Here is a 20,216-nt window from a genome sequence, read left to right as displayed (position 1 = left end):
ATTAAGATTGCAAGAAAAACTGGGAAGTACAGGGTAATTTATACTTCAATCCTTAATTTTAAAGAAATCAGAATAGTTAATGACAAAGTCAATTTATATCTCCGGTTTAGAGGCAAATAGTGGCAAATCGTTAGTGTCTGTTGGCATCGTAGATACCTTGCTTAAACGTACGGGAACTGTTGGGTATTTTAAACCCATCATCCTAGATACACAAGAAAACGATGATAACATCACTTTGGTTTTAGGTATGGTAAATTCTAAACAAACGTATGACGAATCTTTCTCATTTCAAGCTAGTGAAATGAGCGATTTACTGGAGGAGGGCAAGTTTGAGCGTGTTATAGAAAGGATAATTGTGGATTACAAGAATCTTGAGAAAAAACACGATGTGGTTTTGATAGAAGGAACCGATTTTGTTGGAGAAAACAGTCATTTTGAATTTGAAATAAACGCACGTATTGCCCAAAATATTGGTGCGCCGGTATTGCTTATAGGTAATGGTAAGGATAAAAAACCTAAGGAATTGGCCCGCCAACTACACATTGCTCTAGACCAGTTTGAAGAGTTTAATTGTGAAGTTATTGGTACTATAGTGAATAAGGTTAAAGAAGATGATACAGACGATTACCTGTCTATGCTACGTGAAAAGCTTGGTGGCACGGGTAAGAAGAAATTGTTTTCTGCCATTCCGCAAATTCCTACACTTTCTGCTCCTATGCTATCAGAGGTGGCAGAGACCTTAAAAGCCCAGGTTTTATTTGGAGAAGAAGAGTTGAACCAAAAACAAATGCATAGGGTGTCTATAGCAGCAATGCAATTAAAAAATTATCTAGAATTTATGAGCGAAGGCTGTGTAGTGGTTACGCCGGCAGACCGTTTAGATATTATTTTAGGAACGTTGCAGGCCAACCAATCTAAAAACTACCCATCAATATCTGGCATCGTCTTAACGGGTATTCATGATGTAGATACGGTGGTTATTAATCTTCTAGAAGGCTTAAAACGGACAGTACCTATTTTAAAGGTGAAAACTAATACGTTTAATACCGCTTTAGCCCTAGATAGCATAGTTCCTAAGTTAAAATTAGAATATAGAACTAAGTTCAATGCGGCTATACGAGAATTTAATTCACATGTAGACGTGGATTACCTTATTAATAAGTTTACCAATTTTAAAACCGATGTTTTAACGCCAAAGATGTTTCGTTACCGAATCATGGAGATGGCAACCGCAAATAAAAAACATATTGTTTTGCCAGAAGGTGAGGATGATCGTATTTTAAAAGCTACGGAAATATTAAGTAGGGATGGTGTAGTTAAAGTCACCTTATTGGGTAACCCTAAAATAATTACAGAAAAAATTATCAATAGTGGCTTGGCTATAGATTTGGAAAAAGTGGCCATAATTAATCCATCAGAATACGTAAAATTTGATCAGTACGTAGAAACGCTCTATGAGGCGCGTAAGCACAAAAACGTTACCCGTAAAATAGCGGAAGATTTAATGCGAGACGTTTCGTATTTTGGAACTATGATGGTCTATTCAGGAGACGCAGATGGTATGGTTTCTGGAGCCGTACATACCACCCAGCATACCATAAGGCCTGCATTGCAGTTTGTAAAAACAAAACCCAATGTAAATGTAGTTTCTTCTGTTTTCTTTATGTGTTTGGAGCACAAAGTACTGGTGTACGGAGATTGTGCGGTTAACCCAAATCCTACAGCGGCTCAATTGGCAGAAATTGCTATTTCTTCTGCGCAAACGGCCAATAATTTTGGTTTGGAGCCAAAAGTGGCCATGCTATCGTATTCTTCAGGTGAATCTGGTAAGGGGGAAGAAGTAGAGAAAGTACGTGAGGCTACTAAATTGGTAAAAGCTAGTAATCCTAATTTGTTAATTGAAGGTCCAATACAATACGATGCCGCAGTTGATTTACAAGTTGGGCAAAAAAAGATGCCAAACTCTTTAGTTGCCGGGAAAGCCAATGTATTGATTTTTCCTGATTTAAATACAGGTAATAATACCTATAAGGCCGTGCAGCGAGAAACCGGAGCGTTGGCTATAGGACCTGTATTACAGGGGCTTAATAAGCCTATAAACGATTTGAGCAGGGGTTGCACGGTAGATGATATTGTAAACACGGTAATTATTACTGCGGTACAAGCCCAAGAAGATTAAAATATCCAACTAAACCCATACAACATTGAGAATCTTAGTTTTAAATTCGGGTAGTTCTTCCCTCAAATTTCAATTAATTCAATTACCAGAGCAGTCGGTTTTAGCTAAGGGCGCCATTGAAGAAATCGGAAAAGAAAAAAGCATTGTAACCTTTTCTTCGGATGCTAAGGAAGGAGTACAAAAAGAAATGGCTATACCTAATTTTGAAGTTGGTCTTACTGTGGTAGCCCAATGGTTAATGGAAGGTACCATAAAGCTCATAGAACAACCGACGGACTTATTTGCCGTTGGTCACCGGGTAGTACATGGTGGAGAGATTTTAAAGAAAAGTATGTTGGCTACACCAGAGGTGAAGGCAGAGATTAAAAAACTTTTTGGTTTGGCACCGCTACACAATTCTGCCAATTTAAAAGGTATTGAAGTTGCCGAACAGATTTTTAAAGGTGTTAAACAATATGCTGTTTTTGATACTTCTTTTTATGCGAATTTACCTGCTAAGGCATATCGATATCCGGTACCTAAAGAGTGGTATACAGATTATGGGGTGCGGGTATATGGTTTTCACGGAACCTCCCATAAATACGTTGCAAATAAAGGTGTAGATTTTCTAGGTTTGGGAGAAAAGTATAAGGTAATTTCTATCCATTTAGGAAATGGCTGTAGCATGGCGGCTATTAAGGATGGAGTTTGTATTGATACAACAATGGGGTTAGGCCCTTTACCAGGTTTAATGATGGGTACCCGAAGTGGAGATTTAGACCCTTCTGTTCTTTTCTATTTGCATGAGAAAGGTTTCACGGTTTCCGATTTAAAGGAAAGTGTTAACAAAAGGAGCGGATTGTTGGGTATTGCGGGTGATAACGATTTGCGGACGATTTTACAAAAAAGAAAAGATGGGGATAAAGATGCAGCTTTGGCCTTGGCCATTTATACGTATCGCATTAAAAAATATATTGGAGCCTATATAGCGGCTTTAGGCGGAATTGATGCATTGATTTTTACAGCAGGGGTAGGAGAGAATAGTGACGAAGTACGATGGGAATCTTGTGAAGGCTTGGATTGTTTTAATATAAATTTGGACGCAGTGTTAAACAATAAACGACTTGCTAACACGCGAAATATAGCTAAAGAAAGTTCTGTGCCTGTTTTAATAGTGCCTACCAATGAAGAATTGGCAATAGCGCTAGAGGCAACAAATCTTTAAAATAAAACCCTTAAGAAGAGAATTCTTGAGGGTTTTTATTTTTTTTCAATGATGTTATATTAATGCGCTTCTAACCAATTTTGGCCAATGCCTACTTCTACATCTAAAGGAACTGCCATGGTATAAGCATTTTCCATTTCAGACTGTATCAATTGTTTCATTTCCTCCAATTCGTCCTTATGACAATCAAACACCAATTCATCATGTACCTGCAATAACATTTTGGTTTTGTATTTGCCTTCTTCTAATTTTTTATGGATATTAATCATGGCAATTTTAATAATATCTGCTGCACTTCCTTGTATAGGAGCATTAACCGCATTACGTTCTGCTGCACCACGTACTACTTGATTTCCAGCATTAATATCCTTTAAATACCTACGTCTACCTAAAACGGTCTGTACATAACCATTATCGCGTGCAAAATCTACCTGCTCGCTCATATAGTTGCGTAATTTTGGGTAGGTTTTGTAATAGGTGTCAATCAATTCTTTGGCTTCTGAACGACTCAAATCAGTTTGGTTGCTAAGCCCAAATGCAGATACTCCATAGATAATACCAAAGTTTACTGTTTTGGCATTACTACGCTGTTCACGTGTAACCTCTTCCATAGGTACTCCAAAAACTTTAGATGCTGTAGCGGCGTGAATATCCATACCGTTTTTAAAAGCTTCTATCATGGTGTCTTCTTCACTTAATGCAGCTATAATACGTAGTTCTATCTGGGAGTAATCTGCGGCTAAAAGCACGTAGTTCTCATCTCTAGGTACAAAAGCTTTACGTACTTGTCTGCCGCGTTCTGTTCTAATTGGAATGTTTTGTAAGTTAGGATTATTACTGCTTAAACGGCCTGTGGCGGCTACGGTTTGCATATAATCCGTATGTACCCTACCTGTAGCTTCTTCCACTTGTTCTGGCAACGCATCTACATAAGTGCTTTTAAGTTTGGTGAGACCGCGGTAATCCAATACATCTTGTATAATTTTGTGCTCCTTGGCCAAGTAAGATAATACATCTTCTGAAGTAGAATATTGTCCAGTTTTGGTCTTTTTAGGCTTGTCCACCAACTTAAGTTTGCCAAATAATATTTCGCCTAGTTGTTTCGGGGAACCTATATTGAATTCTTCTCCGGCTGCCTTAAATACTTTTTGTTCTAAGTTCTTTATGTCGTTATCTAATTCTGTAGATAGGGAGTTGAGAAATTCTTTATCTAAATTAATACCCTCTGATTCCATATCTGCTAAGACACGCAACAAAGGAATTTCTATTTCTTCAAAAAGTTTTGTGGTTTCAGCTTCTTCTAATTCTGGTTTAAATTGCTGTGCCAATTGATACGTTATATCAGCATCTTCTACGGCATATTCCGTTTGTTGATCTAACGGAACTTGGCGCATACTCAGTTGATTTTTTCCTTTTTTGCCAATCAATTCTGTTATTGAAATTGGGGTGTAATTAAGATATGTTTCTGAAAGTACATCCATGTTGTGGCGCATATCTGGGTTGATGAGGTAGTGTGCCAACATGGTATCAAACAATTTACCATTAACATCTACTCCATAGCGATGCATCACTTTAATATCGTATTTTAAATTCTGTCCTATTTTTTCGATTGAATCCGATTCAAAGAAAGGCCTTACCAGTTCAATTTTTTCTTTCGCTTCTTGCTGATTCTCAGGAAAGGGAATGTAAAATCCTTTACCAGCTTCCCAGCTAAAAGCGATACCAACCAATTCTGCTTCTAAAGGGTTTAAAGAAGTGGTTTCCGTATCAAAACATACCGAAGTCTGTGAAAGTAAGTTTTTCAGAAACATTTCAGTAGCAAAACCTTCTTCTACTAATTGGTAATGGTGGCTTACATCTTTTAAAGTTTTACGACTATTACTTTCTGTAATGGTGGCAGCAGCTTCAGCAGGGTCGCCACCAAATAATGTAAATTGACCACTACCCGCTAATTTAACTTCTTTTTTAGCCGTTGTTGTACTGCTGATTTGAGTGCCCGCATCTGCTTCACCAGCATATAATTTTAAGAACTGGTCTTTTAGGCGTCTAAATTCCAATTCTTCAAACAACTCTTGTACTTTCTCAGCATCTGGCGGACAAATTTCATAATCATCTGCATCAAATGTTACCTCGCAATCAGTCTTGATTTCAGCAAGTTGGCGGGATAGTCTACCTAATTCCGCATTTGCTTCAACCTTTTCTTTCATTTTTCCTTTTAACTGGTCCGTATTGGCCAGCAAGCCTTCCATGCTACCAAACTGTTCCAGAAACTTTTTTGCGGTTTTGTCTCCAACACCAGGTAATCCAGGTATGTTATCGCTCGCATCGCCCATCATCCCTAAATAATCTATAACCTGTTCTGGGCGTTCTACTCCAAATCTTTTTTGCACCTCTGGAATTCCCCAAATCTCTATACCATTACCCATACGGGCAGGGCGGTACATAAAGATGTTTTCACTTACTAATTGCCCAAAATCTTTATCTGGAGTCACCATAAACACCTTGTAGCCTTCTTTTTCGGCCTGCTTGGATAGCGTACCAATTAAATCATCCGCCTCATAACCCTCTAGTTCTACAACAGGTATCTTCATTGCCTTTAAAATGCTTTGTATATAGGGTACGGCAATTTTGATAGCCTCTGGTGTTTCGTCTCTATTCGCTTTATATTCTTCAAACAATTCTGTACGTTCCACACTCCCTCCTTTATCAAAGGCTACGGCCAAATGGTCTGGTTGCTCCCTTCGCATCACATCAAAAAGAGAATTCATAAATCCCATAATGGCACTAGTATCCATGCCTTTGCTATTGATTCTTGGGTTTTTGATTAATGCATAGTAACCACGGAAGATAAGTGCGTAAGCATCTAAAAGAAATAGTCTTTTTTGTTCGGACATCAGAATAGTGTTAAAAGCACGAATTTAAAAATTACTACTGAGATTTAAGTGCTGTGGACTGCTAAAGCATGGAATGGTTGGTGTTAAGCTTTGTAATTAAAGCTTTAAAGTTTGTTAACGGTAAAAACTACTGACCTGTATGTTGTCATGACCGCTTGCATCGTACTTGCGGTACGTGAATCCTGGATGTACACAATACCCACCTGTTTCTCCATTTTTATTGATAGCCAAGAAACCGATTTGGAAATCTTTACGGTCCTTGTTTTTAGCCATAATTCGTTTTACGCCTTCTTCGCAGGCTTCTTGCGGACTTTTACCTTGCCTCATGAGTTCTACAATTAAAAAACTGCCAACAGTTCGTATCACTTCTTCGCCCACACCAGTGGCTGTGGCTCCGCCCACTTCATTGTCTACAAATAAACCAGCACCGATAATTGGACTATCCCCAACTCTTCCGGCCACTTTATAGGCCATTCCACTAGTGGTGCATGCGCCGGCAATGTCGCCCTTCTTATCAATGGCGAGCATGCCAATGGTGTCATGGTTTTCTATGTTAATTATGGTTTCGTACTTAGAATTTTTCTTCCATTCTTCGTACTGTTTTCGCGTGCTTTCGGTGAGTAGGTCTTCTTTTTTAAACCCTTTTTCATAAGCGAATTGTTCAGCTCCTTTTCCTGCTAAAATAATATGGGGCGTTTCTTCCATCACCTTGCGAGCAACACTAATAGGATGAGCAATATTTTGTAAGTATACTACGGCTCCGCAATTACTGTCTTTGTCCATAATGCAGGCGTCTAAGGTTACATTTCCATCGCGATCTGGTCTTCCGCCTTTGCCTACGGTTTCATTAGTGGGGTCTGCTTCTTCTACCATGACCCCTAGTTCAACAGCGTCTAATGCAGAAGCGTCTGTTTGTAAAACTTCCCAGGCTTTAGCCGTGGCATTTTTGAAATTCCAAGTACATATCACGATTGGTTTTACTGGATTTGATACGGTGCTGGATGTTTCTTTTTTTGTTTCTGTATTGTTGCAAGAGGCTAGTAATGGTGCAGAAAGTGCTCCTGCAGTGGTTAGACTGGAATTTTTTAAGAATTTTCTTCGTTTCATGGTGGTTGATTAAATTTAGCTTTCTAAAGATAGAAATATGCTAGTAGAAGTCTGTGCAAATTCGCTTACCTCCGCTCAGAGAGCGATGAATGCAGGAGCAGATAGGATAGAGTTGTGTTCGGAATTAGGGGTAGGAGGTATTACACCATCTTTTGGCTTATTAAAATTGGTAAAGAAATCACTCCAAATACCAGTGCATGTACTTGTTCGTCCAAGAAGTGGTCATTTTACTTATAGTAAAGATGAGTTTAAGGTGTTGCTGGCGGATGTAGAGATATGTTTGGAATACGGTGCAGATGCAATTGTGATAGGAGTGTTGTCGGCAGATGGTGCAATTGACGTTACTAGGATGAAGCAAATAAAAAAAATATGTGGTGCCAAATCTTTAGTTTTTCATAGAGCGTTTGATTGGGTTCCAAATCCCCAAAAAGCTTTAAAGGTTTTAGAGGATTTGGGGGTTTATGCGGTGTTGACCTCTGGTCAACAAGTTAGCGCAGAAAAAGGCATACCAGTCTTGCAAGAGTGGCAGCAACAATCTAATGTCCAAATTATGGCGGGCGGGGGTATTACAGCAGCAAATGCCACACGTTTTAAAGCTGCAAACTTGGCTGCTATACATTTATCAGGAACAAGCTTTGAACAACAATTAGATATAAGGGGTAAAATTAGCATGAATTCCCTCAAACATTTAGTAGAAAGTCAGGTGTCGGTAACGCAAAGGGGTGCCATACAATCGGTGATAAAGGCCGTTAAATAATACATAAATGATAGAGCTAGCCTATATTAACCAATATATTTGTTAAAAAAGCTATGACACGCTGGATTATATTTTCTATACTTTATTTGGTAATGGGGTTCTATGCATTGCAGGGTATCCGCACTGCCGCTAGACAGCCTTGGGTGCATTACACATTTATAGTAGTATCCCTTTTGGTGTTAGGTAATTTTATCTATCAATTTTCAATAGCAGATTCTGGAAGGGTGCTAAGTAGGCCTAAGAGTTATGCATTCGGTTTTCTTTTAGCTATGCTATCTTTTCAATTAATTACCATCATTTTTTTGTTTGGGGAAGATGTATTTAGATTATTAGTAGGTACTTATAATAAGTGGTTTAACGCGAATAAAGCATTTACCATACCAGAAAGGAGAAGATTTTTAAGTCTATTAGGACTTGGTTTGGCTGCCTTACCATTTGGGGCCTTGTTGTATGGAATGTATAAGGGTAAATATAATTACAAGGTACTTTCTTATGATTTGGAGTTCGATGATTTGCCAGAAGCATTTCATAATTATCAAATCACTCAAATTTCGGATATACATAGCGGTAGTTTTGATAATTATGATAAAATTAAATACGGCATAGATTTAATAAATAAGCAACAAAGCGATGTTATTCTTTTTACTGGAGATATGGTAAATAACATGGCAACAGAAATGCTTCCTTGGAAAGATTTGTTTGGAAGTTTAGAGGCAAAAGACGGGAAATTTTCGGTTTTAGGGAACCACGATTATGGTGATTATGTGGAATGGGAGAGTAAGGCAGCTAAGGCAAAGAATTTAGAGGATTTAAAAGGGTTGCAAAAAGAAATGGGCTTTAATCTCTTACTCAATGAAGCCAATTATTTAGAAAAAGGCGGCCAGCGTATTGCGCTAATTGGTGTGGAAAATTGGGGCGCTGGTGGTTTTATAAAAATGGGTGACTTGCAGAAGGCTGTAGCGGGTGTTCAAGAGAAAGATTTTAAAATATTGATGAGTCATGACCCCTCTCATTGGGAGCAGCAGGTAATCCATGATAAGCACCATTATCATTTAACATTAAGTGGGCATACCCATGGAATGCAATTTGGAATAGAAATTCCAGGTTGGTTTAAATGGAGTCCTGTAAAGTGGCGGTATAAGCATTGGGCTGGTATTTACGTAGAAATGGGGCAGTTTATAAATGTGAATAGAGGTTTTGGTTTTCTTGGTTACCCGGGAAGGGTAGGTATATGGCCAGAGATTACAGTTATTCGTTTAAAGAAGAAAGGTTTAACTTGAATTTAACGGTGTTCAAGGCTCAGGGAGATGTACTTAATGTATTACTTTAACAATTTTTCTTACTTTTGATTACAACAAAATCATTTTCCATGTCCAAATTTGGTGAACTTATAGATTTAAATGTACCGGTTCTATTGGATTTTTATGCCGATTGGAATGAGCAGTCTACTTCTATGCATCCAGTGTTGAAGGATGTTGCTGCCGCCTTGGGTGATAAAGGTAAAGTGATTAAGATAGATGTTGAAAAGAATAAAGAGCTTTCACAGGCACTTCGTATAAAGGGGTTGCCTACATTAATGATATACAAAAAAGGGGAAATGGTCTGGCGCCAAAGTGGTGAGCAAGATGCAAACACTCTAATAGGAATTCTTAACGAGTATATCTAATTTTCCAAAGGTTTTAAAAGTTTTTTCGCTTTTTATGGTAGCTAGGCAAAGCTATCGGTTTTTCTTATGCCCTTTTTAAGCTTACATAATATAATTAGAGTAATGACTCCACTGCAGCATTAATTTGCTACAGTGGTGCCATCTTCTAATAAAAGCGTTGTGTCTACAGGTATGGTGTCTAGCGGCATAGAGTCCATTGGGGTGTCTAAGGTAGTGCTTGATGGCATCTGTGGCTCGCTGTCATCTATAAAATTATCAAACAGTCCAATATATTCCCTTAAAATCAACGACTCTTTTTCTGCAAACTCAGTATCATTGTTGTCTTGTGTAATGAAAACAATTCGTTGATAGCTTTCCAGATTATTTAAGATATCTTCAATTTTCTCGTATTGCTGGTCTTGAGGAATGTTTGCTAGATATTCCAAACGTTCCTGATAAATCTTTTTCAATTTTTCAAAAGTAGCTCTAGCCTTTTGTTGCTCTCCAACTTTATAATACCCATCCATGAAGGGTTCTACAAATGCGTAAAAGCCAAAATATTCTACGGGCATGTTGGTCATGGTAATGTCTATAACCTCTCTGGCACGGTCTATCTTGTTTTCAGCTATGAGTTGTTCGGTTAGCTTGGCAAGATTACTTCTAAAAGAAAGTCCTTGAGATCTAGTCTGTGGATCATGATAAATATCCGAGCTGCCAGAATTGCCCCAATCCCACTTTTTAACAATGTTGTACATCAAATCAGTATCTATTCGCCCTAATTCAAAAGAATTTGGATTTTCTGTTTTAATAGGAACCAATTTGTACACTAAGCCGTCTAACTGTAGATATTCTTTCATCCAAATATATTCAGAAGAATCAAAGCTTCCGCCAGAAAAGTATATTGGGCGTTTCCAATCGTTGTTTGCAATAATATCTAACATAAGAATGCGGTTTTTAGGCAATGCACTCTTAGGAAGGTCTATATCTATATAATCAACTATTAGGGCAGAGTCTTTTTCTTTAACAAGGCCGCTTTCTATAACGTTCTTTTTGTTTACAGGTACTCTAATTTTATTTGTAGGATAATAAACAATATCTAAGTTGCTTTCTGAGAAACCTGTTAAATCTCTACCTTCTTTTTCTAAAAGATATCTAAATTTAGTTTGGGGTTTGTCACTGCCCACCCAATTCATAAAATCTTTAATGCTCCAACGATTTTCTGTAATCCCTTGATAATAAATTGCCTCTCTATTGCCAAAACTATATTTGTCATGCGTTAGTTGAGAAGGAATAGGGTCGCTTTCATAAGCTTTACGCTTCATTTGGTCAATGTACCAATCTGTAGCAAATAAGCTAGTGTTTACTATACGGACATCCGTACGGTACTCCTCAATTTCTTGCGCATACCACAATGGAAAGGTATCATTATCCCCGATAGTAAATAAAATTGCCCCAGCATCTTCTTGGCATGAGTCTAAGTACGCCTTTGCACTAGATCTGGCAGTGTACCTTCCACTACGATCATGATCATCCCAGTTTTGATAGGCCATAAGTAATGGTACAGCTGCTAAACATAGCAGGCTAACTAGTGGAGCTGTAATCTTAGGTTGTAGTAATTTTTTTAATTCATCATACAAGCCATAAACACCAAAACCTATCCAAATGCAAAAAACAAAGAATGAGCCTACTAAGGAATAATCGCGCTCTCTAGGTTGAAAAATATATGGATTTGTATAAAACTGAATAGCCAATCCTGTAAATAAAAAGAATACAAACAGTGCCCAGAAACTTTTAGGGTCTCTGCTGATTTGGAAAACCATACCTATAATTCCTAACAATAGAGGTAAAAAGAAATAGGTGTTCCTAGCCTTATTATCCAATACCTCAGAAGGTAAATTGTCTTGGCTTCCTAAACGGATACTATCTATAAAGCTAATTCCACTAAGCCACTGTCCATTGTCGTCATACCTGCCTTGCACATCATTTTGTCTACCGACAAAATTCCACATAAAATAGCGCATGTACATGTAGCTCCACTGAAATTCCAAAAGATACGTTAGGTTTTGTCCTAGAGTAGGTGGTTGTACGTCTATGTAATCTGCAAAACTATTTAGAAACTTAATGTATTGCTCGGTATCTATTTCTCCTTCCGCATCTAATTGTTTAAATTGTTTTACGGCATCTCTAAGTTGAATGTCTGCAATGTATTCTGGCTTTATTTTAAAATCTAACCTGCCAAAATAGCGCATATAGTTTTCTGCATTTTGCTCGCTCCATAAACGCGGTAAGAATCCTATATGCTTTTTATTTGGACCAGGAATTGCATCCTTGTAGTGGTTTACAATAATGTATTTACCAGACTTTTCGTCCTTTTCATATTTAGGTTGGTCGTCTAATTCTTCCCCTGCTGCGGCATAAGCATTAGAATAATAAGAACCATAAAAAGGGCTTTCTGGACTTGGATATTGCTCTCTGTTATAGTATGCTAGTAAGGAACGTGCATCTTCTGGATTGTTCTCATTTACTACTGTTTTGGCATTGGCACGGATAGGAAGCATTAGCCAAGAAGAAAATCCTAAAATCAAAAACATAAAACAAAGAACAATTAAATTGCCTGTGTAATAATTGTTTTTACGGGTATAAGAAAGTCCAAAATAGAATACCGCTATAAAAATGAGTCCCATTATTATGGTGCCAGAATTAAATGGTAGTCCTACCTGATTTACAAAGAAAATTTCGCTCCAGCCAAAAAGTTTTAAAACGTAGGTTAAACTAAATTTATAAACCAACATTAAAATGGCAACCACAGCAATATTCGCAAGTAAAAAGTTCTTAATGGTGGTGTCTTTGTACTTTTTAAAATAATAAAGTAGGCCTATGGAGGGTATGGCTAAAAAGCCCATAAACTGTATTCCAAAAACTAGGCCAACTACAAAACATATTAGCAATAACCATTTGTTGCCACGTGGGTCATCTAAGCGGTCTGTCCATTTAAGCCCTAGCCATAACAACAATGCCATTATTAAACTAGCCATAGCATACACCTCAGTTTCTACAGCATTAAACCAAAAACTATCAGAAAAAGTAAAAGCCAAGGCGCCTACAAATCCGCTACCAAAAATTGCAATTGCTTTATTATTGCTAATTACGGTCTTTTGGCTGCTCATTTTACGAGCCATATTGGTAATAATCCAGAAGGTAAATAATACAGCAAAGGCACTAGATACCACAGAAACTAAATTTACCATTAAAGCAATTTTAGAATTGTCTCCAAAAGCAAACATAGAGAAGAAAGCTCCAATCATTTGTAATAAAGGAGCTCCTGGCGGGTGGCCAACTTGTAATTTAGCAGAGGTGGTTATGTATTCTCCAGCATCCCAAAAACTACCCGTGGGTTCTACAGTTAAAACATAGGTTATTAAGGCAATAGAAAATGCGGTCCACCCAAAAATGGTGTTCCACTTGTCAAAATTTTTTGCAAACATGTGGTGTGTTCTTTACCAATTGGGGCGAATTTACCAAATTAATAAAACATCTAACTGTATTTTTCTAAAAGCTTTAACAGGCTATTTCAGCAAGAATTAAAATTAATATTTAAAAAAAATGTTTGCTATCCTAAAAGTTTGTATTAAATTTGCACGCTCAAAATGGTACTGGCCTATGGTGTAATTGGCAACACTACTGATTTTGGTTCAGTCATTCTAGGTTCGAGTCCTAGTAGGCCAACAAGAAAATCCCGACCTTTGAGTTGGGATTTTGTTTTTACGCCTCTTTTTGATTACTGTGGAATAATCGTATATTTGCAGGGCTGAAAGGATAAAAAATTCATGAGGGGACTAATTGTCCCCTCTTCTTTTACTTGTAAGATTATGTTTAAGGAAAAAGTTAAAGGGTTGTTAGATAGTGCTTTGGAGCAAAGAAAGGACCTTTTCTTATTATCTTTTACTGTTGGTGCAGATAAACACATTAAGGTGGTTTTGGATGGTGATGATGGGGTAAACCTTAAAGATTGCATGGATGTTAGTCGTGCTATTGAGCATAATTTGGACAGGGAAGAAGAAGATTTTTCTTTAGAAGTTACTTCTGCTGGCGCAACTGCACCCTTAACGTTGCCAAGGCAGTATACTAAGAATATTGGTCGTAGTTTAGAGATTAGACAAGGCGATTATAGAATAGAGGGAAAGCTGATAGCAGCAGACTCGGATACCATAACCTTAGCTTGGAAGGCTAGAGAGCCTAAACCGGTGGGTAAAGGAAAGCATACCGTTCAGAAAGAAGAACAGTTTTCAATTTCTGAAATAGACGAAGCAAAAGTTGTTTTAAAATTTTAATTGTAGACCGCAATGGAAAACATGGCGCTTATTGAATCCTTTAGTGAATTTAAGGATGATAAGTTTATAGATAGGGTGACCCTTATGGCAATTTTGGAAGATGTATTCCGTAATGCCTTAAAGAAAAAATTCGGTTCTGATGATAATTTTGATATCATTATTAACCCGGATAAGGGTGACTTGGAGATTTGGAGAAATCGTGTGGTTGTAGAAGACGATGAGGTAGAGGATCCTAATGAAGAAATCTCCTTGACAGAGGCAAGAAAAATCGAGCCAGATTTTGAAGTGGGGGAAGATGTTTCTGAGGAAGTGAAGTTGATGGATTTGGGTAGAAGGGCTATTTTGGCATTGCGTCAAAATCTAATTTCAAAAATTCATGAGCATGATAATACCACCATCTATAAGCAGTTTAAAGATTTAGAAGGTGAGATTTATACGGCAGAAGTGCACCATATTCGTCACAAAGCAATCATTTTGTTAGATGATGAAGGTAATGAGATTATTTTGCCTAAAGACAAACAAATACCTTCAGATTTCTTTAGAAAAGGAGATAACGTACGTGGTGTTATAGATAGTGTAGAGCTTAAGGGTAATAAACCAGCTATTATAATGTCTAGAACAGCACCTAAGTTTTTAGAGCAATTATTCTTTCAAGAGATACCAGAGGTTTTTGATGGTTTAATCACAATTAAAAAAGCGGTACGCATTCCTGGGGAAAAAGCTAAGGTAGCAGTTGATTCCTATGATGATAGGATTGACCCAGTGGGAGCTTGTGTGGGGATGAAGGGTTCTAGAATCCATGGCATTGTAAGAGAGTTAGGTAATGAGAATATTGATGTAATCAATTGGACAAATAATACTCAACTTTTAGTAACAAGAGCTTTAAGTCCAGCAAGAGTTTCTTCTGTTAAGTTAAATGAAGAAAAGAAAACAGCTCAAGTTTACCTAAAGCCAGAAGAAGTTTCTAAGGCAATTGGTAGGGGAGGTCATAACATTAGGTTGGCGGGTCAACTTACAGGTTATGAGATAGATGTTTTCCGTGAAGGAGTAGAAGAAGATGTAGAATTGACAGAGTTCTCTGATGAAATTGATACTTGGATTATAGAAGAATTCAAGAAAATTGGTCTAGATACAGCGAGGAGTGTATTGGAGCAAGAAGTTGGCGATTTAGTAAAGCGTACAGATTTAGAAGAAGAGACTGTTGCAGAAGTGGTGCGTATACTAAGGGCTGAGTTTGAAGATTAAAGTATATATTAGCAGCTAATTTTAAGGGAGTATAAAGATTTTTATGGCAGGAAACCCAACAATACGATTAAATAAAGTTCTAAGGGAATTGAACATTTCATTGGATAGGGCCGTTGATTACCTTTCATCTAAAGGGCATGATATAGAGGCGAGACCAACGACCAAGATATCTAGTGAGGTGTATCAAGTGCTGTTGGATGAGTTCCAGACCGATAAGAGCAAGAAGGTGGCTTCTAAAGAAGTTGCTGAAGAAAAGCAAAAGGAAAAAGAGGAGCTTAGATTGCAAATTGAGCGCGAACAGGAAGAGCGCAGAATTGCAAGAGAAAAAAGACAGTCCCAACGCGAGGTTATTAAGGGGCGTGTTGAGCTTTCGGGTCCAAAAACTGTTGGTAAAATAGATTTGGATAAAAAGCCTGGCACACCTGTGGAGCCTAAAGAAGAGCCTACAAAAGAGGTGGAGCAGCCAAAGCAGGAAGAAGTGGTTAAAACGGAACCTAAAAAGGATGTGGAGCAGCCAAAAGTTGAAGTTAAAACTCCAGAGCAACCTAGAAAAGAAGAGCTGCCTAAACAGCAAAAACCAGTAGCTGAAAAAGAAGCCCCAAAACCAGAGGTTAAGCCCGAGCCAAAAAAAGAGGAGCCAAAGGTAGAAGCGGCTAAAACAGAGGAAGCTCCTACTCCAGGTTCAGATACCATTAAGACAAAATATCAGAAACTTTCTGGTCCTAAGCTTACGGGTGCTAAAATCGACTTAAGTAAGTTTGAAAAACCTAAGAAGAAAAAGGACGATAAGAAAGACGATAAAAAAGATAACAATAACAATCGCAGAAAGCGTAAGCGTATTGTAAGTAATAAACCAGGCGGTGGTCCTGGTGGTAACAACAATAATAACCGAGGTAGGAATAATAACCGTAAAGGTGGGCAGCGTAACAACAATGCTCCTAAAGTGGAGCCTACAGAGGAAGAAATCCAAAAGCAAGTAAGGGAAACCTTAGAAAAGCTTCAGGGTAAATCTTCTAAAGGTAAAGGTGCTAAATATCGTAGGGAGAAAAGGGATCAGCACCGTCAGCAAACAGAGAAAGATTTACAACAGCAAGAAAAAGAAAGCAAAGTATTAAAGGTAACGGAATTCGTTACTGTTAATGAAGTAGCCACCATGATGGAGGTTTCTCCTATGGAAATAATTTCTGCGTGTATGTCCCTTGGGATGATGGTGACCATGAATCAGCGTTTGGATGCAGAAACCTTAAGTATTGTTGCGGATGAGTTTGGATATGAGGTAGAATTTGTAACGGCGGAGATAGAAGAGGCTATTGAAGAGGTGCAAGATGCGGAAGAAGATTTACAGCCTAGAGCTCCTATTGTAACGGTAATGGGTCACGTAGATCATGGTAAAACTTCTTTGTTAGATTATATTCGTGAAGAGAACGTAATTGCCGGAGAAAGTGGAGGTATTACTCAGCACATTGGGGCGTATGGAGTTACTTTAGAGAGTGGTCAAAAAATAACTTTCCTAGATACTCCAGGTCACGAAGCGTTTACTGCGATGCGTGCTCGTGGAGCTCAGGTTACGGATATTGCTATAATTGTTATTGCTGCGGATGATAGTATCATGCCGCAAACTAAAGAGGCAATAAGCCATGCGCAAGCAGCAGGTGTGCCTATAGTTTTTGCAATAAATAAAGTGGATAAGCCTACAGCGAATCCTGATAAAATAAAAGAAGGTCTTGCGCAAATGAACTTGTTGGTAGAAGATTGGGGTGGTAAAATCCAATCTCATGATATTTCTGCCAAAACGGGTCAAGGTGTTAAAGAGCTTTTAGAAAAAGTTTTATTAGAAGCGGAACTGCTAGAATTAAAAGCAAACCCAGATAGGTTAGCAGGTGGTACGGTAGTAGAAGCTTTCTTAGATAAAGGTAGGGGGTACGTTTCTACGATTTTGGTTCAAAACGGAACGCTTTCTATTGGGGACTATGTGCTAGCGGGTACTTGTAGCGGTAAGATTAAAGCAATGCAAGATGAGCGCGGTAAAAACATTAAAAAAGCAGGACCGGCAACTCCAATTTCAATCTTAGGTTTAGATGGAGCGCCACAGGCTGGTGACAAGTTTAATGTTCTTGAGGATGAAAGAGAAGCTAAGCAAATAGCAGCCAAACGTTCGCAATTGCAGCGAGAACAATCGGTTCGTACGCAACGTCATATCACTCTAGATGAAATTGGTAGACGTATAGCGCTAGGAGACTTTAAAGAGTTGAATATAATTCTTAAGGGTGATGTGGATGGTTCTGTTGAGGCATTAACGGATTCCTTCCAAAAACTGTCTACAGATGAGATTCAGGTAAATATCATTCACAAAGGTGTTGGGGCTATAACAGAGTCTGATGTTTTATTAGCGAGTGCTTCTGACGCTATTATTATTGGCTTTAACGTTAGGCCAATGGGTAATGTTAGAATGGTGGCAGATAAAGAAGAGATAGATATTAGAACCTATTCTATTATTTATGATGCTATTAATGACCTTAAAGATGCAATGGAGGGGATGTTATCTCCTGTAATGAAAGAAGAGGTTACGGGTACAGCAGAGATTAGAGAAACGTTCAAAATTTCCAAAGTGGGTACAATTGCAGGTTGTATGGTAACTAGCGGTAAAATCTTTAGAAACTCTCAAATCCGATTAATACGAGATGGAGTTGTGGTGTATACGGGTGAGCTGTCTAGTCTTAAGCGATTTAAAGACGATGTCAAAGAAGTTTCAAAAGGATATGACTGTGGTCTTCAGGTGAAGAATTATAATGATGTTAGAATTGATGATGTCTTAGAAGCCTTCCAAGAAGTGGCAGTTAAAAAGAAATTGTAATTAAGTTTACAACAGTGATAAAAAAAAGGATTAAGCTTAGCTTAATCCTTTTCTATTTTTAAAAGCATTGCATTGGGATATTTTTTGCGTACTTCTAAGAATTTTCTTTCTGCTTCTAATTTGTCTCTATACTTACCTACCCTAACTCGGTAAGTGGGCTCTTGAAATTCAATTTTGGTATACCAGTCTGGGAAGTCGGCATCAACTTCTTGCTTTAGTGCAAAAGCGGCATTTCTATTGCCAAAACCTACTTGTATTTGATAGTAGCCACTATTACTATTGGCTTCTTTATAGGCGTCAATTAATTTGTTGATTTTTGGATCTTGTTCAATGTTTATGGTTCCTATTTGCGTTTGTGAAAAAGAAGAGGTGATGCCAAAAAGGGCTACTAATACAGAGAAATAAATGTGTTTCTTGCTCATCATTAAAAACTTAGAAGGCAAAAGTAAATGAATCTGGTTAAACATCGTGGCTTTCATTTATTTAGAATTATTATAAATTAGTTATTATAAATACCTTAACATTTAAAAAAACCTGCCTGTGTCGTATTTTTGTCAGCAATTTGGAACACGGTAGACGTAAAGATTTGATCGTCAAATGAAAACATCGTGCCAAATAATTGACAGCAATAAGGTTAATATGAAAAAGGTGTTCAACCGCATTCAATTTTCAAAGGTTTTTAGTTTAGGTTTACTACTGTTGACTCAGTTTGTATCGGTGTCGTTGTCGGCACAAGATGCGCCTGCAGAAGGCAATCTTGGTGGGGATCCAGTGAAAGGTAAGCAATTGTTTAATCAGAATTGTGCGGCATGTCACGCATTGGACCGTAAAATGACGGGACCTGCGTTAGGTAATGTAGAGACAAGATTGGCAGAGGAAGAGGGGCTCGATAAGGAGTGGTTGTATTCATGGATTAAAAATAGTCCAGGGATGATTGCTTCTGGTGATGCGTATGCTAATAAAGTATACAACGAGTATAATAAAGCTGCGATGACGGCTTTCCCAACGTTATCTAATGAGGATATTGATAATATTTTAGCATATACTGCGGCGCCTCCCAAAAAGGCTGATGTACCTGCGGCAAGTGGTGATGCTGTTGCTGCTCCTGCTGCTTCTGGTGGGGTTTCTAATGAGGTGATACTCGGGGCGCTTGCATTGGTGTTTGGTCTGTTGGTGGTGATGTTGTTCTTGGTGAATAAAACATTGCGCAGAATAGCGGAGGCAAATGGTGTGGTATTGGCTTCTGAAGCGGTAGAAAAGCGTATGCCTTTATGGAAGGCTTTTGCTAAAAATCAATTTTTGGTTTTGGTAACGGTTGTTGTGTTGTTGTTAAGTGCAGCTTATTTTGCATATGCATATATGTCTCAGGTGGGTGTTGATCAAGGGTATGCGCCAGTACAGCCAATTCACTACTCGCATAAGATACACGCCGGTGATAATAAAATTGAGTGTAAATATTGTCACTCTTCTGCAAGAGTTTCTAAGCACTCTGGTATCCCTTCGCTTAATGTTTGTATGAACTGTCATAAATCTATATACGAGTATAAGGGTAATCCTGAAGGACCTTCTGCGGAAGATATTGCTAATGGTTATACTAACGAGTTTTATACTGGTGAGATAAAGAAATTGTATAAAGCTGTAGGTTGGGATGAGGAGAATCAGAAATATACAGGTGAGAGTCAGCCGGTAGAATGGGTGAGGATTCACAATTTGCCAGACTTCGCTTATTTTAATCACTCGCAACACGTAGAGGTTGGGAAAATTGAGTGTCAGACATGTCACGGTCCTGTAGAGGAAATGGAGATTATGTATCAGTATTCACCACTAACTATGGGTTGGTGTATTAACTGTCACAGAGAAACTGAAGTTCAGTTGAAGGATAACGGCTATTATGCTAAAATACACGAAGAGTTGTCTAAGAAGTATGGAGTTGAGAAGTTAACGGCTGCTCAAATGGGTGGTCTTGAGTGTGGTAAGTGCCACTATTAATCATAAGAAGT

General features: G+C 38.1%; 13 protein-coding genes and 1 tRNA gene. 10 read left to right on the top strand and 4 right to left on the bottom strand.

What is annotated here, in order from left to right; translation table 11 throughout:
- Positions 1–79 precede the first annotated feature (79 nt).
- Together pta and HCO57_RS06605 are read left to right on the top strand one after the other, a co-directional pair.
- Complete coding sequence (pta, locus tag HCO57_RS06610; RefSeq protein WP_167988362.1) at positions 80–2,179, top strand: phosphate acetyltransferase; 2,100 nt, start codon at positions 80–82, stop codon at positions 2,177–2,179.
- Positions 2,180–2,204: 25 nt separating this feature from the next.
- Entirely contained in the window at positions 2,205–3,383 is a 1,179-nt protein-coding gene (locus HCO57_RS06605; RefSeq protein WP_167988361.1) for an acetate/propionate family kinase, read from the top strand.
- Between the two features lie 59 nt (positions 3,384–3,442).
- On the opposite strand, the gene polA is transcribed toward HCO57_RS06605, so the two are convergent.
- Complete coding sequence (gene polA, locus HCO57_RS06600) at positions 3,443–6,277, bottom strand: DNA polymerase I (RefSeq protein WP_167988360.1); 2,835 nt, start codon at positions 6,275–6,277, stop codon at positions 3,443–3,445.
- Between the two features lie 114 nt (positions 6,278–6,391).
- Positions 6,392–7,384 (bottom strand): isoaspartyl peptidase/L-asparaginase family protein, encoded by a 993-nt coding sequence (locus HCO57_RS06595; RefSeq protein WP_167988359.1) that lies wholly within the window; start codon positions 7,382–7,384, stop codon positions 6,392–6,394.
- A 37-nt stretch (positions 7,385–7,421) separates the two neighbouring features.
- On the opposite strand from HCO57_RS06595, the gene HCO57_RS06590 reads away from it, so the two are divergent.
- From HCO57_RS06590 to HCO57_RS06580, 3 genes are all read left to right on the top strand, one after another.
- Positions 7,422–8,141 (top strand): copper homeostasis protein CutC, encoded by a 720-nt coding sequence (locus tag HCO57_RS06590; protein ID WP_167988358.1) that lies wholly within the window; start codon positions 7,422–7,424, stop codon positions 8,139–8,141.
- A 53-nt stretch (positions 8,142–8,194) separates the two neighbouring features.
- Complete coding sequence (locus HCO57_RS06585; RefSeq protein ID WP_167988357.1) at positions 8,195–9,421, top strand: metallophosphoesterase; 1,227 nt, start codon at positions 8,195–8,197, stop codon at positions 9,419–9,421.
- A gap of 89 nt (positions 9,422–9,510) precedes the next feature.
- Positions 9,511–9,807, top strand: coding sequence for a thioredoxin family protein (locus tag HCO57_RS06580; protein ID WP_136949461.1), 297 nt, complete (start codon positions 9,511–9,513; stop codon positions 9,805–9,807).
- Positions 9,808–9,926: 119 nt separating this feature from the next.
- Here the strand turns inward: HCO57_RS06580 and HCO57_RS06575 are convergent, their stop codons facing one another.
- Complete coding sequence (locus tag HCO57_RS06575; protein ID WP_167988356.1) at positions 9,927–13,271, bottom strand: DUF2723 domain-containing protein; 3,345 nt, start codon at positions 13,269–13,271, stop codon at positions 9,927–9,929.
- A gap of 169 nt (positions 13,272–13,440) precedes the next feature.
- Between HCO57_RS06575 and HCO57_RS06570 the strand changes: the two genes are divergently transcribed.
- The 4 genes from HCO57_RS06570 (at position 13,441) to infB (ending at position 18,216) form a co-directional block, all read left to right on the top strand.
- A tRNA-Gln gene (locus HCO57_RS06570) sits at positions 13,441–13,512 on the top strand.
- Positions 13,513–13,655: 143 nt separating this feature from the next.
- The gene (rimP, locus tag HCO57_RS06565) at positions 13,656–14,117 is read left to right on the top strand and encodes a ribosome assembly cofactor RimP (protein WP_167988678.1); all 462 of its coding nucleotides are present in this window, start codon (positions 13,656–13,658) and stop codon (positions 14,115–14,117) included.
- A 12-nt stretch (positions 14,118–14,129) separates the two neighbouring features.
- Complete coding sequence (gene nusA, locus HCO57_RS06560; protein ID WP_136949464.1) at positions 14,130–15,362, top strand: transcription termination factor NusA; 1,233 nt, start codon at positions 14,130–14,132, stop codon at positions 15,360–15,362.
- A gap of 43 nt (positions 15,363–15,405) precedes the next feature.
- A complete protein-coding gene (infB, locus tag HCO57_RS06555; protein ID WP_167988355.1) occupies positions 15,406–18,216 on the top strand; it encodes a translation initiation factor IF-2 in 2,811 nt (936 codons plus the stop codon).
- A 41-nt stretch (positions 18,217–18,257) separates the two neighbouring features.
- Here the strand turns inward: infB and HCO57_RS06550 are convergent, their stop codons facing one another.
- Positions 18,258–18,638 carry an SPOR domain-containing protein gene (locus HCO57_RS06550; RefSeq protein ID WP_167988354.1) on the bottom strand — a complete coding sequence of 127 codons (381 nt, stop codon included), beginning with the start codon at positions 18,636–18,638 and terminating at the stop codon, positions 18,258–18,260.
- Between the two features lie 217 nt (positions 18,639–18,855).
- Here HCO57_RS06550 and HCO57_RS06545 point away from each other — a divergent pair, with 217 nt between their 5' ends.
- Positions 18,856–20,205, top strand: coding sequence for a cytochrome c3 family protein (locus HCO57_RS06545; RefSeq protein WP_167988353.1), 1,350 nt, complete (start codon positions 18,856–18,858; stop codon positions 20,203–20,205).
- Positions 20,206–20,216: the final 11 nt, after the last annotated feature.

Source organism: Croceivirga sp. JEA036, from assembly GCF_011882165.1.
Lineage (GTDB): Bacteria > Bacteroidota > Bacteroidia > Flavobacteriales > Flavobacteriaceae > Croceivirga.
This window is presented reverse-complemented; position numbering and strand designations above follow the sequence as displayed.

Coding starts and splice junctions, on each gene's coding strand:
- pta (WP_167988362.1), top strand. CDS start 80: ATGACAAAGTCAATTTATATCTCCGGTTTAGAGGCAAATAGTGGCAAA.
- polA (WP_167988360.1), bottom strand. CDS start 6,277: ATGTCCGAACAAAAAAGACTATTTCTTTTAGATGCTTACGCACTTATC.
- HCO57_RS06595 (WP_167988359.1), bottom strand. CDS start 7,384: ATGAAACGAAGAAAATTCTTAAAAAATTCCAGTCTAACCACTGCAGGA.
- HCO57_RS06590 (WP_167988358.1), top strand. CDS start 7,422: ATGCTAGTAGAAGTCTGTGCAAATTCGCTTACCTCCGCTCAGAGAGCG.
- HCO57_RS06585 (WP_167988357.1), top strand. CDS start 8,195: ATGACACGCTGGATTATATTTTCTATACTTTATTTGGTAATGGGGTTC.
- HCO57_RS06580 (WP_136949461.1), top strand. CDS start 9,511: ATGTCCAAATTTGGTGAACTTATAGATTTAAATGTACCGGTTCTATTG.
- HCO57_RS06575 (WP_167988356.1), bottom strand. CDS start 13,271: ATGTTTGCAAAAAATTTTGACAAGTGGAACACCATTTTTGGGTGGACC.
- rimP (WP_167988678.1), top strand. CDS start 13,656: ATGTTTAAGGAAAAAGTTAAAGGGTTGTTAGATAGTGCTTTGGAGCAA.
- nusA (WP_136949464.1), top strand. CDS start 14,130: ATGGAAAACATGGCGCTTATTGAATCCTTTAGTGAATTTAAGGATGAT.
- infB (WP_167988355.1), top strand. CDS start 15,406: ATGGCAGGAAACCCAACAATACGATTAAATAAAGTTCTAAGGGAATTG.
- HCO57_RS06550 (WP_167988354.1), bottom strand. CDS start 18,638: ATGAGCAAGAAACACATTTATTTCTCTGTATTAGTAGCCCTTTTTGGC.
- HCO57_RS06545 (WP_167988353.1), top strand. CDS start 18,856: ATGAAAAAGGTGTTCAACCGCATTCAATTTTCAAAGGTTTTTAGTTTA.